This window comes from Streptomyces sp. NPDC012794, assembly GCF_042901085.1.
Lineage (GTDB): Bacteria > Actinomycetota > Actinomycetes > Streptomycetales > Streptomycetaceae > Streptomyces.
In genome coordinates, this window is the sequence record NZ_JBIBCI010000005.1 from 34,478 (window position 1) to 46,982 (window position 12,505).

The window sequence follows — 12,505 nt, forward strand, 5'->3', positions numbered from 1 at the left end:
ATGGAGTACGTGGAGCAGGGCCGCGCCAAGGCCGGCAAGGTCGTCATCGCGGTGGCGTGAGGGCCTGCACGACCGGGACCCGCCGCGCCCGCTGTCATCGTCCCGCGGTCCGCCGGTGGTTCGGGCGTCACTTCACCGGCCCGGATCTCGTTAGGGGCTCGGGGCTGAACCGGGGGGCGAAGGGATGACGTATGCGGCAGTTTCCTCTGCAGATGCACCACATGGAGCCAGGGCGTCTGGTCGAGTGGCGGTTGCGGGCCACGGCCGGACCACAGGGCCCGGACCGGGGTGACGAGGGGGGCAAGAAGGCGTCCTTCAACCAGGACAAGCACTTCACCGTCGCCGAGGAGAGCCGCGCGGACGACGATCCCATGGCGTCCTGGGTGGCCGTCACCTTCGAGATCGAGGGCGCCCTCGACGAAGCGGCGCTGGCCGGTGCCCTGCTGGACTTCGTACGGCGGCACGAGGTGCTGCGCTGCGAGTTCCGCCGGCTCGCCGGGGAGTTGTCCTGCGAACCGCTGGCGGCCGGTGCCCTCTCCCTGGAGGCGTGTCACGTCGCCACCTTCGACTCCGCCGAGCCGATGCGCGAGTTCCTCGCGGAACGCTTCACCCGGAGCATCGACACCCTGTCGTGGCCGCTGTTCACGATGGGCGCGGTGCTGCGCCCGGACTCCGCGACGGTGTACCTCGCCTTCGACCACATCGTCTGCGACGGCATGTCGATGCCCGTGGTCGTCCACGACGTGCTGACCTCCTACGAGGCGCTGCGCCGCGGGGAGCGGGCCGCGCTGCCGCCCGCTCCGAGCTACCTGGACTTCGCCGACGCGCAGCGCCGCCGCTACCTGTCGATCGACGCGGACGACGAGCGCCTGGACTACTGGAAGTCGTTCACGGCCCGCGGCGGGGAGTTCTTCCCCCGTTTCCCGCTGGACCTGGGCGTCGAGCCGGACCGGATGTACCCGATCGTCAACGAGGCGTCCACGCTGCTGGACGCCGCCGAGACCGAGGTGTTCGAGAAGGTGTGCCGCGAGGCCGGCGGCAAGCCCTTCATGGGGCTGCTCGGCTCGGTGGGCGTGTGTCTGCGCGAGGCGGGCGGGCCCGGGGTGTACCGGGGGTTCATGCCCGTCAGTGAGCGGGGGCGGGAGGACTGGAACAACTCGGTGGGCTGGTTCGTCAACACCCTGCCGATCGAGTTCGACGCCTCGCCCGGCAAGGACTTCGTCCAGGTCATGGGCGAGGTCCGGGCGGGGTTCACCGAGATGATGCGCCACCTCGACGTGCCGTTCGTACGGGCGTGGCAGCTGCTGGCTCCCGAGGAGTTCGCGGGCCGCTCCTGGCCGTACCCGGTGAACTTCTTCTCGTACATCGACATGCGCCGCTGCCGGGGCGCCGACCGGCACGACGAGTGGCGGCCCGCCGCGCACGTGTGGTCGGCGCGGGCCAACGGCACCTGCTCGTGGTTCCAGCGGGACGCGGACGGGCTCCACATGAACTCGCTGTACGTGGACACCCCGGCCGCCCGCCGCACGATGGGTGACTTCCAGGAGGCGCTGCGGCTGACCGTGCAGAGCGTGACGCGCAGCGGCGGGTTCCGCCGGCCCGTCGCGCTCACGGCGCCCCGGCGGCCCGAACCGCAGGCGGCGCACGTCAGGGGCTGAGCTCCCGGAGGGCGGCGGCGCGGCCCAGCAGGAGCTCCCGCTCCCGGGCGTTGCGGGTGAGGGCGGCCGCCCTTTCGAATTCGGCGCGGGCCTCCGGACCGCGCCCGAGCCGCTCCAGCAGGTCTCCCCGTACGCTCGGCAGCAGGTGGTAGGAGCGCAGGGCCGGTTCCCGGGCGAGGGCGTCGACCAGCGGCAGGGCGGCCCCGGGGCCGTCGGCCATGGAGACGGCGACCGCCCGGTTCAGCTCGACCACCGGGGAGGGGACCAGCTCGGCGAGTCTCCCGTAGAGGGTGGCGATGGACCGCCAGTCGGTGTCCTCGTAGCGCGCGGCCGCCGCGTGGCAGCCGGCGATGGCGGCCTGGAGGGAGTAGGGGCCGCTGCCCGCCCGGTGCAGGGCCTCCACCCCGCGCCGGATGAGCAGCCGGTTCCATCCGGCGCGGTTCTGGTCGGCGAGCAGCACCGGCTCGCCGTCGGGGCCGGTGCGGGTGGCGGTGCGGGAGGACTGGAACTCCAGCAGCGCGGCGAGTCCCTGGGCCTCCGGCTCTCCGGGCATCAGCGCGGCGAGTACGCGGGCCAGGCGCAGGGCGTCCTCGCAGAGGGCGGGACGCAGCAGATCGTCGCCGGCGGTGGCCGAGTACCCCTCGTTGAAGACGAGGTAGATGACTTCGAGTACGGAGGCCAGCCGCTGTTCCCGGTCGGCGCCGTAGGGGACTTCGAAGGGCACCCGGGCCTTGGCGAGGGTCCGCTTGGCACGGACGAGGCGCTGGGCGACCGTGGACTCGGAGGTCAGGAAGGCCCGGGCGATCTCCTGGGTGGTGAGACCGGCCACCAGGCGCAGGGTGAGCCCGATGCGGGCGTCCGTGCCCAGCACCGGATGGCAGGCGGTGAAGACCAGGCGCAGCAGGTCGTCGTCGATGTCGTCGGGTTCCGCCGGCTCGTCGGGGGGCGGTACGTCCTCCAGGGTCCGGCCGACCTCCGCGAGCTTGCGCGCGTAGGTTTCCTTGCGGCGGACGAGGTCGACGGCCCGGTGCTTGGCGGTGGCCATGAGCCAGGCGCCGGGCCGGTCGGGGATCCCGGAGTGCGGCCACTGCTCCAGGGCGGCGACCAGCGCGTCCTGTGCGATCTCCTCGGCGATCCCGACGTCCCGCACGATGCGGGTGACACCGGCGATGATCCGCGCGGACTCGATCCTGAACACCGTTTCGACCGCCCGGGCCGCGCTCACTGCCGTCACGGCCACCCATCAGAGCAGCCGCGACGGGGCGGGGCAAACGCGGCGCGTGGAGCGGGCCGCGGCCGGGTCACATCTCCTGGACCTCGCGGACCTCGGCGCCGACGGTCCATTCCGCCGGGTGGGTCTCCAGGAACCGTCTGGTCCACTCGAGGGCCTCCGCCTTGTCCTTGCACTGGAGGAAGGCGTATCCGCCGACGACCTCCTTGGTCTCGGTGAAGGGGCCGTCGGTGAAGGTGGTCCTTCCGCCGGACCAGGTGACCCGGGTGCCCTCGGAGGTGGGGAGGAGGCCGGCGGTGTCGAGCATCACCCCGGCCTTGGTGATCTCCTCCATGAGGGCGCCCATGCGCTGCTCGAAGTCCGGCGGGAAGGGGGTGTCGGGGGTCAGGGTCTGCTCGTCGATGCGGATCAGCGTCAGGAAGCGCGGCATGGTGACTCCTCGGTCGTGGGGGCGGGGGCCTTCCCCGTCCCTCACCTCTGCGTCGAACGGGAGACGCCCGGATCGACAGCCCTCCGGAAAATTCTTCGGAGATTCCGCGGAACCGGCCACCGGGCGCCCCTTCTCCGCATCCGGTCGCGCCCCGGCGGCCGAAGGGAGGGGCAGAGCCCCCGGTCACACGTCGGCGGTCCGGGGGCTCGCCGTCGCGGCCGGGCCGGGCGGCGCCCGGAGACGGGGGCGCCGCTACCGGCTGTCGCCCGACCAGTCCCAGCGCCCGGGGTCCGCAGGACGGCGACGGTAGTGGGCGCGGCCACCGGCGCCGTAGCGGCCTATCTCCGTGGGCAGCCGGGCCTCTTCGGCGAGCTGCCGGGCGCTCCAGCCGGTGACGTCGAGGAGGAGCCCGTCGAGGGGACCGCCCACGAGCTCGCCGTAGACGTGGCCGGGGCGGGGGCCCGGGTCGGGGTCTTCGTGGTCGGCGCCGTAGACGCGGCGGCGCGGCATCCTGTCGTCCATGCGCCCAGCTTCACAGCCGCCACTGACAACGGGCGGTCCGGGGACCGGGGCGGAGAGGACCTAGGCTGGCGGTCCCGTCAGACGCGAACCGAGGAGCACCGCCCATGGCCAGTCGGGTACACCGGCCGCTGGAGGACCAGGAATTCGACTTCATCGCCGCCATGGCGCCGGGCCCGGTCCTCGCCTGCTTCACCGGCACCTGGCCCAAGGCCGTCGAGGCCTGCCGGCTGCTGGACTCCGTCGTCGCGGAGCTGGCGGGGGACGAGGAGTACGGGGCGCGGTTCACCGCCGTGCGCGCCGACATCACGCGCTGTCCCGCAACGGTGCGGCGCTACGGGGTGACGGGTGCCCCGACCGTGGTCCTGCTGCGGTCGGGCCAGGCAGTGGCGACCCATGCGGGCCCGATGGGGAGGGCGGAGCTGCGCGCCTTCCTGGACGCGCACCTGTAGTCCCCGCGCGCCCCGGACCGTCCCCCGGCCGGTCCGGCGGGTGAACTCGGGCAGGCTGGCCGAAAGTGGCATAGGTGGGATAGGTGCCTTAGGCATGTAATGGAGTCCGGCGAGACGGAACCATCGCTTGCGAGGTGTTGCTTTCCATGTCCGATGCCGTTGCCTTCCCGCAGGACCGAACCTGCCCCTACCACCCCCCGGCCGCCTATCGGCCACTCCGGGAGGGGCGGCCGCTCTCCCGGGTCACCCTCTTCGACGGCCGCTCCGTATGGGTGGTCACCGGGCACGCCGAGGCGCGGGCGCTGCTCTCCGACGCGCGGTTGTCCACCGACCGCACCAGGGAGGCCTTCCCCGCGCCCACCCCCCGGTTCAAGGGGTTGCAGAACCGGCGTACGGCCCTGCTCGGGGTGGACGATCCCGAGCACAACACGCAGCGCCGGATGCTGATCCCGAGTTTCTCGGTCAAGCGGACGGCCGCCCTGCGGCCCCGGATCCAGGAGACGGTGGACCGGCTGATCGACGCGATGGAGGCCCGGGGTCCCGGGGCCGAGCTGGTGGGTGACTTCGCGCTGCCGGTGCCGTCCATGGTGATCTGTGCGCTGCTCGGGGTCCCCTACGAGGACCACGAGTTCTTCGAGGAGCAGTCGCGGCGGCTGCTGCGCGGCCCCACGACCGCCGACGTGGAGGACGCCCGGGGGCGGCTCGACGCCTACCTGGAGGCCCTGATCCGGCGCAAGCGCGCCGATCCGGGCGACGGGCTCCTGGACGAGCTGGTCTCGACCCGGCTGGAGGCGGGCGAGACCGATGTCGAGGAGCTCGTGTCGCTGGCCGCGATCCTGCTGATCGCGGGGCACGAGACCACGGCGAACATGATCTCGCTCGGCACCTTCACCCTGCTGCGGCACCCGGAGCAGCTGGCGGAGCTGCGGTCCGACCCCTCCCTGATGCCGGAGGCGGTGGAGGAACTGATGCGGTACCTGTCGATCGCGGACGGCATGCTGCGGGTCGCCACGCGGGAGATCGAGATCGGCGGGGTGACGATCCGGCCGGACGAGGGGGTGGTTTTCTCCACCTCGGTGATCAACCGGGACGAGGCGGTGTTCGCCGACCCCGACAGGCTCGACTGGCACCGTCCGACCCGCCACCACCTGGCGTTCGGTTTCGGCATCCACCAGTGCCTGGGGCAGAACCTGGCCCGAGCCGAGATGGAGATCGCCCTCGGGACCCTGTTCCAGCGGCTTCCCGGCCTGCGTCTGGCGGCCGATCCCGACCGGATCCCGTTCAAGCCCGGCGACACCATCCAGGGCATGATCGAACTGCCGGTGACGTGGTGAGCGCCGTGCGGATCTCCGTCGACCAGGACGTCTGCATCGGCGCCGGCCAGTGCGTGCTGACCGCGCCGCAGGTCTTCACCCAGGACGACGACGGTTTCAGTGAGGTGCTCCCCGGGCGCGCGGACGGCCACGGCAGCCCGCTGGTCCGGGAGGCCGCGCGCGCCTGCCCGGTCTCGGCGATCACCGTGCGGGAGGCCGGCGGGGACGGTGCGGGCGTCTCGGAGGGCGCCCCGGAGGGGGCCTCGGAGAGCTGAGCCGGGGGCCGCGGCCGGGCCCTGCCCCGTGGTGAGCCCCCTCCGGTCGACCGGAGGGGGCTCCATGGCCGGCGGGAACCGCGGGGCCGGTGGTACCGCTCGGGCGGGGCGCGCTATTCGAGTACGACGCGCTCCGCCTGCGGGCCCTTCGGCCCCTGGGTGACGTCGTACGAAACGCGGGCGTTCTCCTCCAGGGACTTGAAGCCCGTCCCCTCGATCGCGGAGAAGTGCACGAACACGTCGGGGCCGCCGTCGTCCTGTTGGATGAAGCCGAACCCCTTCTCCGAGTTGAACCACTTCACGGTGCCAGTTGCCATCGGTACTGATCCTTCTCAACGTTCCGCTGGGACCGCTTACCCGCGGCCGTCTCGATACTGCCCGCCTGTCCCGCGGGCCACACGCCAGGCGCGGCCAACCGGGCGCGGCCAACCGGGGGCCGGGTCAGGCGTCGCCGTCCGTGGCGGGCAGTGGAGCGGTGGAACGGCGGGCGACGGACGGGCGCCGCGCGGACGCCGCCGCGGCGCGGCGGGGGCCGCCGGCCCGGCAGCCCAGGCAGTCGGCGTGCCCGCTGCGGGCGGCGGTGTCCCGGGTGCGCCAGTCCCAGGCCCCGCGCGGGCGGGGGCCGCTCGGTTTGCCCCATCCGGCGAGGTGGAGCAGCCAGGTCACCAGCCCAGCGACCACGACCAGGCCGAGGCCCAGCCAGATGCCCGGCGTCCAGGCCGCGCAGAGGGCCACGCCCGCTCCGGCGCAGCCCAGCAGGGCCAGGGTGGTACCGGTCCAGCCGGCCACGGTGTGGCCGAGGTCGACGTCGCCGTGGGCACTCATGATTCCCCCTCGTAGGGCAGGCGGCAGTACGCTCGGAGCAGGGTCATTTATCTCACGAGCTAAGTAACTTAGATACTAAGGAGTGTGTCGGTGCACGGCAAGCCCCGTCCCGCGGCCACGGCCGGGGAGGCGATCGCGCGCATGGACCAGTACGTGGCCCTCGGCCTCATCGGCCAGCAGGAGGTGGCCCAGCTCCTCGGGATCAACGTCACCGACCTGACCTGCCTCGCCCACATCCTGGCCGCCTGCGACAAGCCCCTCTCCGCCGGCGACCTCGCCGGGCTGGTGAACCTCACCACCGGCGCCGTCACCGGCGTGCTCAACCGGCTGGAACGGGCCGGGTACGCCCGCCGGCAGCCCGATCCCGCCGACCGCCGGCGGGTACGGGTGGTGGCCGACCCCGAGGCCGCCGCCCGGGTCATCGCCACCTACCAGCCCTTCTACGACCGGCTCGGAGCCGTGTTCGCCGAGTACACCCCCGACGAGATCGCCGTGATCGCCGACTGGTTCGGCCGGGCGACGGTCGAGATGCGGGCCCACCTCGCCCAGGTGCGGTCCGGGGAGCTCGACCCCCGGCCGGGGCGGTGACCGGCTGGTAAAATGGCCGGGAAACTTGAGGCGCGGGGCGCTTGCGGCCCGGGCGGACGCGTACGACGAGCCGGGGACCGTACCGAGGGGTACGGACCCCGGCTCGTCGCCGTTCATCCGGTGCGGGCACCGGGAGCCTCACTCTCCTCACGGAAGGTTCTGCATGAAGAACCCGTCAGCTCACGGGCGTTTCGGCATCAAGGCCGGAGCGAAGGCAGGCTCCAAGCCGGGAGCCAGGGGAGCCGGCAAGGCCCCCCGGACCCTCGGTCCGCAGGGCGAGTTCGCCATGCCGCGGACCACCACCCCGGCACTGCCCCCGGTGGCCTCGTTCGACGAACTCGGGCTGCCCCCTGAGCTGGTGAGGACCATGGCCGAGCAGGAGGTGCGGGAACCCTTCCCGATCCAGGCGGCCACCCTGCCCAACTCCCTGGCGGGCCGTGACATCCTCGGCCGCGGCCGCACCGGATCCGGCAAGACCCTCGCCTTCGGCCTGGCCCTGCTGGCCCGCACGGCCGGTCAGCAGGCCGACCCCAAGCGGCCCCTCGCGCTGGTCCTCGTACCCACGCGCGAGCTGGCGCAGCAGGTGACCGAGGCCCTGACCCCGTACGCGCAGGCCCTGAAGCTGCGCATGGCGACCGTCGTCGGCGGGCTCTCCATCGGCCGCCAGACCAGCGCCCTGCGCACCGGCGCGGAGGTCGTGGTCGCCACGCCCGGACGCCTCAGCGACCTGGTCGGACGCCGGGACGTGCACCTGGAGCGGGTGCGGATCACCGTGCTGGACGAGGCCGACCAGATGTGCGACATGGGATTCATGCCGCAGGTCACGGAGATCCTCGACCAGGTGCACCACGCCGGACAGCGCATGCTGTTCTCGGCCACCCTGGACCGCAACGTCGACCAGCTCGTGCGCCGCTACCTGAAGGACCCGGTCTCGCACTCCGTGGACCCGCAGTCGGCCTCGGTCGGCACGATGGACCACCACGTGCTGCACATCCACGCGGCGGACAAGGTCTCGGCGGCGACCGAGATCGCGGCCCGCGAGGGCCGGGTGATCATGTTCCTGGACACCAAGCACGGCGTGGACCAGTTCGTGAAGCACCTGCGGGCCATGGGCGTACGGGCGGAGGGACTGCACAGCGGCAAGTCCCAGCCGCAGCGCACCCGGACCCTCGGCCAGTTCAAGGACGGGCTGATCACGGTCCTCGTCGCGACGAACGTGGCCGCCCGGGGCATCCACATCGACGACCTCGACCTCGTGGTCAACGTGGACCCCCCGGCCGACAGCAAGGACTACCTGCACCGCGGCGGGCGCACCGCGCGGGCCGGCGAGTCCGGCAAGGTGGTCACCCTGGTCACCCCCAACCAGCGCCGTGACATGGTGCGCCTCATGGCCGACGCCAAGATCCGGCCCACCATCACCCAGGTGCGCTCCGGCGAGGCGGCGCTGAGCCGGATCACCGGCGCGCGGCGACCGTCGGGAGTTCCGCTGTCCGGGGCGCTGCCCACCGACGCCAAGGGCCGCCCGAGCGGCACCGAGCTCGGCTTCCGGGGCATCGGCACCCGCCCGGGCCGCCCGGGCAAGGGCAAGGAGTCCCGCAAGACCATCGAGGCGCGTCAGGCCGCCGAGGCCCGCCGCGCGGCCCGGGTCCGCAAGGGCCTCTGAGGCCTCCGGGGAACGGGGAACGGGGAAGTCCGGCGGGCGGCGGCCCGCCGGACCACGCGAACGGCGCGGGCCTCAGGCCCGGGCGCGGCGCCGCCGGGCCACGATGGCGCGGGTGACCAGCGGCGGGAGCAGGTCCTTGGCCAGCCTGCGCCAGCGCACCCCCGGCCGGGGTGCGGGCCGCGGGGCGGCCGGGGCCGGAGCTGCGGCCGGAACGGGGACCGGCGGGTGCAGCGGCTGCGGGGCGGGCGGCACCGGGGCCCCCTCGTCGCCGATCCGCACCAGCGGCTTGCCGTCGATGACGTCGACGCCGTGCCACAGGTCGGAGCGGTCCTCCAGCCAGCCGAGCAGCGCCGCCTGCTGCGGCTGCGGGTCGCCCCAGGTCGCGTACAGCTTCGAGGCGGACACGGCGATCGGGTGGAGCTCGCCGGTGGCCACGGCGGCCCAGACGGCGGCGGCGACGCCCGGGCAGTGGGCGGAGCGGTAGTCGTCGAAGACCACCACGGCGTCCGGGGCGGCGACGATCCGGGACGAGGCTATGTCCTGGACGACGTGCTCGTGCAGGTGGGACGCGTCGATGTGGACGAAGCGGCAGCTGCCGGGGCGCACCTTCTCGGCGACGACGGAGGTCGGGGCCTGGATGACCGTGGGCAGCGCCTCGTGGAAGGCGAGGTAGTTCGTCTCGAACCCGCGGCGGGTGAGGGTGGGGTACGAGTCCCGCACTTCCTCCAGGTTGAAGTCGTCGGGAGCGGGCGAGTCGAAGAGGTCACAGACGGTGAACTCCTCGCCGTCACGCAGGTACCCGCCCAGGAAGATCGCGCTCTTGCCCATGAAGGCGCCCAGTTCCAGGAGGTCACCGGCCACGGGCGCGGCCTCGTTCTGGCGGGTCAGGAACCAGTCGAAGAGGACCTGGTCATGCGCCGAGAACCAGCCCTTCACCTCGTCGAAGGACGTGGGAACGGGTGGTACGGGCTCGGCGTCGGGGGTGGTGACGGGAGCCTGTGAAACGTGCGACACGGGGAGTCATCCTCCAGCGGAATGGCAACGGTTCGGCGCTGATACCCGGCCAGGTAGGCAGACCATAAACCCGCGAACAGGCGTATGGCGAGAGTTCTCCCGCACTGATCGTTTCCCGCTCAGGCGGTGGCGCGCCTGTGCAGCCGCCGGGCCGCGGCGTTGCGCACGCCGCGGGTCCGGCCGGAGGCGGCCAGCAGGGCCAGCGCCTCGTCGGGGGCCGGCGACCGGGCCGCGGTGCGCTGGCACCAGTCGGAGGCGGCCGCCAGCTCGGCCCGAGACCACTCCCCACCGGCCTCGACGGCCTTCAGCAGGGTCCACTCGCGCAGTCGCCGGGCGGGGAACGCGTGGCCGTCGAGCACGCGGTGCAGGGCGCGGGCCCAGTCGTGGAAGGCGGTGCCGGGCAGCAGCCGTACGGCCCTGCGGTCCAGGTGGGTCACCACCGCGCTCTGCGCCATCACCGGGTCGCGGTCGCGCAGGACCTCGGCCACCGCCGCGGCCTCCCCCGGCACGCCGGCCGCCCCGGCGGCGGCGAGCCGGTCGAGGTGGCGGGCGTACCGCCAGCGGTCGGTCGGCCCCGCCTGCTGCGGGGGCCGGGCCGTCGTCGCCGGGCCGGCCGACGGCGTGCGGCGCATCTGGTGTTCTGGGCTGCCCATGGCACGTATTCCACACGACCGCCGTACGCGGGCCCGGGGCGGGGGGTGGGCCGGGAGGTCCGCGGCGAGCTCACCGGGCGGTGGCCGTGCGGTACGCCGTGCCGGTCCCGGAGGCCGTCACCGGCCCGGGCCGGGCCGCCCGGGCTCCGGTTCGGGCAGCGGGGCGCCGGTCTCCAGGAGGGTCTTGAGGCTGGAGACGAGCATCGGCCAGGCGGCGGAGCACATGCCGATGAGGGTGCCGCCCGGGGTGAACCCCTCGTGGTGGACGGTGAGCCGGGCGAGGGTGTCCCCGACCGGCTCGATCTCGTACGTCACCCTGGTGCGCGGCTCGCCCGCCAGCTCGGCCCGCAGCTCCTCGGTGATACCTGCGGAGGCCGCCCACTCGGCGCTGAAGGTGTGCCAGGTGTAGGAGAGCCGGCGGTCCGGGACGCAGTCCAGCACCACCTGCTCGGGGTCGCTGGTGCGGGCCCCGCGCTCGACCCAGTCCATCGTCGAGCCCACCGCCCAGTCCGTCTCGAAGGTCAGCCCCCAGTAACGGCGGGTGTAGGCCGGGTCGGTGAGGGCCTGCCAGACCCGGTCGGGGTCGGCCTGGATGTAGACGGTGTAGTCGATCACGCTGTCGGTCATGGCCCCATGCTGCGGGACCGGCCGCCGCGGGCCCGGCATTGGCGGGCCCGGTCCCTCACCAGCGCAGTCCCTGCTCGGGCAGTTCCACGGGCGGGGTCCGCAAGGCGGCGGGCAGGCCGAAGTGGGCGCGGGCGGCGTGCACCGCGGCGAGCTCGTGCCACCCGGCCGGGCCCCAGTCGCTGAGCTCCCGCACCTGCTCCGGGGTGGCCAGCAGCCGGGCGTACGCCGGGTCCGCGGCCGGGGCCACCGCAGTGAGCCGGGCCGCCGTGCGGGCCAGTGCCCCCCGGTCGGCGTACCGGTAGCCGAGCGGCACCGCCCCGACGGCGGGCTCCGCGTTCGGGGCGGGCAGGTGCGCGGCGCCGGTGGCGCGGGCGATGAGCAGCAGTACCCGCCCGTCGGGGGCGAAGAGCCAGCCGGTGTGGTCCCGTACGGGCAGGCGGGCGGGGACGGGGCCGGGGTGCCAGGTGCCGTGCTGCGGGGTGCGCCGGCCGCGCAGGACCCCGAGGCGGTCCAGGGCGGTGGGGGTGGTGGGGCGGCCGTCCTCCAGCAGGGCGGGGCCGGCGCCGTTGATCCGGGCGCGGAGGGCGGACAGGGCGCGGCGGGCGTCGCCCGGGTCCATCAGGGCGGGCAGGTCGGCGGGCTCGGCGAAGTCGATGCCGGTGATCTCCTGTGCGGGCAGGCGCACGGCGCGGATGCGCTCCTGCGTCCAGGTGCCGCCGTCGTAGACGTGCAGGATCTCGCCGGGAAAGCGCATCTCGGGCGGGATGCCGGGGATGTCGGCGGGAATCCAGTCGACGGCGAGCCCGCGCGGGTAGTGGCCGTCGACGCCGAGTTCCTCGCGCATCTCGCGGGCCGCGGCCGCCGAGGGCGCCTCCCCGGCGTCCACGGCGCCGCCCGGCAGCAGCCGGTCCGTGCGGTAGTCGACGGTCTGGACGAGGACCCGCCCGTCGGGGTCGGTGACGAGGACCGTCGCCCCGGTCCAGAGCGCGGCGCGCGAGGCCCCGTACTCCGCCGGGGTCATCCAGGTGCCCGCACGTCCGGGGTCGTCGGTCAGCTGCGGCATCGGTACTCCGTTCACCGTGGGTGGACCAGCCGCCTGTGCAACAGCGGCTCCGGGCGCCGGGTTACGGCGGACGTCCGGGCACCCGCTGTGACCGCTCCACCGCTGCGCGCCTCCTTATTGCCGTGTTACGCCCGTCTCGCTACGGTCCGTGCTGCGGACCGGCGGTGTGAAAGCGGCTGGTCCGACCACGTACG

At 73.8% G+C, this 12,505-nt stretch carries 15 protein-coding genes; 6 read left to right on the top strand and 9 right to left on the bottom strand.

From position 1 onward, the window contains the following. Window positions 1-191: 191 nt before the first annotated feature. On the top strand, window positions 192-1,658 hold the full coding sequence (locus ACFY7H_RS10985; protein WP_388936354.1) for a condensation domain-containing protein: 1,467 nt from the start codon (window positions 192-194) through the stop codon (window positions 1,656-1,658). On the opposite strand, the gene ACFY7H_RS10990 is transcribed toward ACFY7H_RS10985, so the two are convergent. From ACFY7H_RS10990 to ACFY7H_RS11000, 3 genes are all read right to left on the bottom strand, one after another. Beyond that, window positions 1,648-2,883 (bottom strand): RNA polymerase sigma factor, encoded by a 1,236-nt coding sequence (locus ACFY7H_RS10990; RefSeq protein ID WP_388937475.1) that lies wholly within the window; start codon window positions 2,881-2,883, stop codon window positions 1,648-1,650. The genes ACFY7H_RS10985 and ACFY7H_RS10990 overlap by 11 nt on opposite strands. A gap of 76 nt (window positions 2,884-2,959) precedes the next feature. Further along, the gene (locus ACFY7H_RS10995; protein ID WP_388936357.1) at window positions 2,960-3,319 is read right to left on the bottom strand and encodes a YciI family protein; all 360 of its coding nucleotides are present in this window, start codon (window positions 3,317-3,319) and stop codon (window positions 2,960-2,962) included. A gap of 252 nt (window positions 3,320-3,571) precedes the next feature. After that, the gene (locus ACFY7H_RS11000) at window positions 3,572-3,841 is read right to left on the bottom strand and encodes a hypothetical protein (RefSeq protein WP_388936360.1); all 270 of its coding nucleotides are present in this window, start codon (window positions 3,839-3,841) and stop codon (window positions 3,572-3,574) included. A gap of 104 nt (window positions 3,842-3,945) precedes the next feature. On the opposite strand from ACFY7H_RS11000, the gene ACFY7H_RS11005 reads away from it, so the two are divergent. The 3 genes from ACFY7H_RS11005 to ACFY7H_RS11015 all read left to right on the top strand — a co-directional run bounded on the left by ACFY7H_RS11005 (window position 3,946) and on the right by ACFY7H_RS11015 (window position 5,878). Further along, window positions 3,946-4,290, top strand: coding sequence for a thioredoxin family protein (locus ACFY7H_RS11005; protein ID WP_388936362.1), 345 nt, complete (start codon window positions 3,946-3,948; stop codon window positions 4,288-4,290). 146 nt (window positions 4,291-4,436) lie between these two features. Next, window positions 4,437-5,624 (top strand): cytochrome P450, encoded by a 1,188-nt coding sequence (locus ACFY7H_RS11010; protein ID WP_388936365.1) that lies wholly within the window; start codon window positions 4,437-4,439, stop codon window positions 5,622-5,624. Window positions 5,625-5,629: 5 nt separating this feature from the next. Then, complete coding sequence (locus ACFY7H_RS11015; protein WP_388936368.1) at window positions 5,630-5,878, top strand: ferredoxin; 249 nt, start codon at window positions 5,630-5,632, stop codon at window positions 5,876-5,878. A gap of 113 nt (window positions 5,879-5,991) precedes the next feature. Here ACFY7H_RS11015 and ACFY7H_RS11020 read toward each other — a convergent pair whose 3' ends face one another. Both ACFY7H_RS11020 and ACFY7H_RS11025 read right to left on the bottom strand, forming a co-directional pair. Continuing rightward, window positions 5,992-6,195 carry a cold-shock protein gene (locus ACFY7H_RS11020; protein ID WP_388936371.1) on the bottom strand — a complete coding sequence of 68 codons (204 nt, stop codon included), beginning with the start codon at window positions 6,193-6,195 and terminating at the stop codon, window positions 5,992-5,994. Between the two features lie 124 nt (window positions 6,196-6,319). Next, window positions 6,320-6,703, bottom strand: coding sequence for an HGxxPAAW family protein (locus tag ACFY7H_RS11025; protein ID WP_388936374.1), 384 nt, complete (start codon window positions 6,701-6,703; stop codon window positions 6,320-6,322). 90 nt (window positions 6,704-6,793) lie between these two features. Here ACFY7H_RS11025 and ACFY7H_RS11030 point away from each other — a divergent pair, with 90 nt between their 5' ends. Next, entirely contained in the window at window positions 6,794-7,291 is a 498-nt protein-coding gene (locus ACFY7H_RS11030) for a MarR family winged helix-turn-helix transcriptional regulator (protein ID WP_388936377.1), read from the top strand. A gap of 163 nt (window positions 7,292-7,454) precedes the next feature. Beyond that, window positions 7,455-8,954, top strand: coding sequence for a DEAD/DEAH box helicase (locus ACFY7H_RS11035; protein WP_388936380.1), 1,500 nt, complete (start codon window positions 7,455-7,457; stop codon window positions 8,952-8,954). Between the two features lie 72 nt (window positions 8,955-9,026). Here the strand turns inward: ACFY7H_RS11035 and ACFY7H_RS11040 are convergent, their stop codons facing one another. The 4 genes from ACFY7H_RS11040 to ACFY7H_RS11055 all read right to left on the bottom strand — a co-directional run bounded on the left by ACFY7H_RS11040 (window position 9,027) and on the right by ACFY7H_RS11055 (window position 12,311). Continuing rightward, on the bottom strand, window positions 9,027-9,968 hold the full coding sequence (locus tag ACFY7H_RS11040; RefSeq protein ID WP_388936383.1) for a class I SAM-dependent methyltransferase: 942 nt from the start codon (window positions 9,966-9,968) through the stop codon (window positions 9,027-9,029). 119 nt (window positions 9,969-10,087) lie between these two features. Next, complete coding sequence (locus ACFY7H_RS11045; RefSeq protein ID WP_388936385.1) at window positions 10,088-10,621, bottom strand: hypothetical protein; 534 nt, start codon at window positions 10,619-10,621, stop codon at window positions 10,088-10,090. Window positions 10,622-10,738: 117 nt separating this feature from the next. Then, window positions 10,739-11,248 carry an SRPBCC family protein gene (locus tag ACFY7H_RS11050; protein WP_388936387.1) on the bottom strand — a complete coding sequence of 170 codons (510 nt, stop codon included), beginning with the start codon at window positions 11,246-11,248 and terminating at the stop codon, window positions 10,739-10,741. 55 nt (window positions 11,249-11,303) lie between these two features. Further along, window positions 11,304-12,311 carry an NUDIX domain-containing protein gene (locus tag ACFY7H_RS11055; protein ID WP_388936390.1) on the bottom strand — a complete coding sequence of 336 codons (1,008 nt, stop codon included), beginning with the start codon at window positions 12,309-12,311 and terminating at the stop codon, window positions 11,304-11,306. Window positions 12,312-12,505: the final 194 nt, after the last annotated feature.

Bases quoted from the DNA above. Each gene is read 5' to 3' on its own strand.
- ACFY7H_RS11005 (WP_388936362.1), top strand. From the start codon at position 3,946: ATGGCCAGTCGGGTACACCGGCCGCTGGAGGACCAGGAATTCGACTTC.
- ACFY7H_RS11020 (WP_388936371.1), bottom strand. From the start codon at position 6,195: ATGGCAACTGGCACCGTGAAGTGGTTCAACTCGGAGAAGGGGTTCGGC.
- ACFY7H_RS11035 (WP_388936380.1), top strand. From the start codon at position 7,455: ATGAAGAACCCGTCAGCTCACGGGCGTTTCGGCATCAAGGCCGGAGCG.
- ACFY7H_RS11055 (WP_388936390.1), bottom strand. From the start codon at position 12,311: ATGCCGCAGCTGACCGACGACCCCGGACGTGCGGGCACCTGGATGACC.
- ACFY7H_RS11050 (WP_388936387.1), bottom strand. From the start codon at position 11,248: ATGACCGACAGCGTGATCGACTACACCGTCTACATCCAGGCCGACCCC.
- ACFY7H_RS11025 (WP_388936374.1), bottom strand. From the start codon at position 6,703: ATGAGTGCCCACGGCGACGTCGACCTCGGCCACACCGTGGCCGGCTGG.
- ACFY7H_RS11045 (WP_388936385.1), bottom strand. From the start codon at position 10,621: ATGGGCAGCCCAGAACACCAGATGCGCCGCACGCCGTCGGCCGGCCCG.
- ACFY7H_RS11010 (WP_388936365.1), top strand. From the start codon at position 4,437: ATGTCCGATGCCGTTGCCTTCCCGCAGGACCGAACCTGCCCCTACCAC.
- ACFY7H_RS11000 (WP_388936360.1), bottom strand. From the start codon at position 3,841: ATGGACGACAGGATGCCGCGCCGCCGCGTCTACGGCGCCGACCACGAA.
- ACFY7H_RS10995 (WP_388936357.1), bottom strand. From the start codon at position 3,319: ATGCCGCGCTTCCTGACGCTGATCCGCATCGACGAGCAGACCCTGACC.
- ACFY7H_RS10985 (WP_388936354.1), top strand. From the start codon at position 192: ATGCGGCAGTTTCCTCTGCAGATGCACCACATGGAGCCAGGGCGTCTG.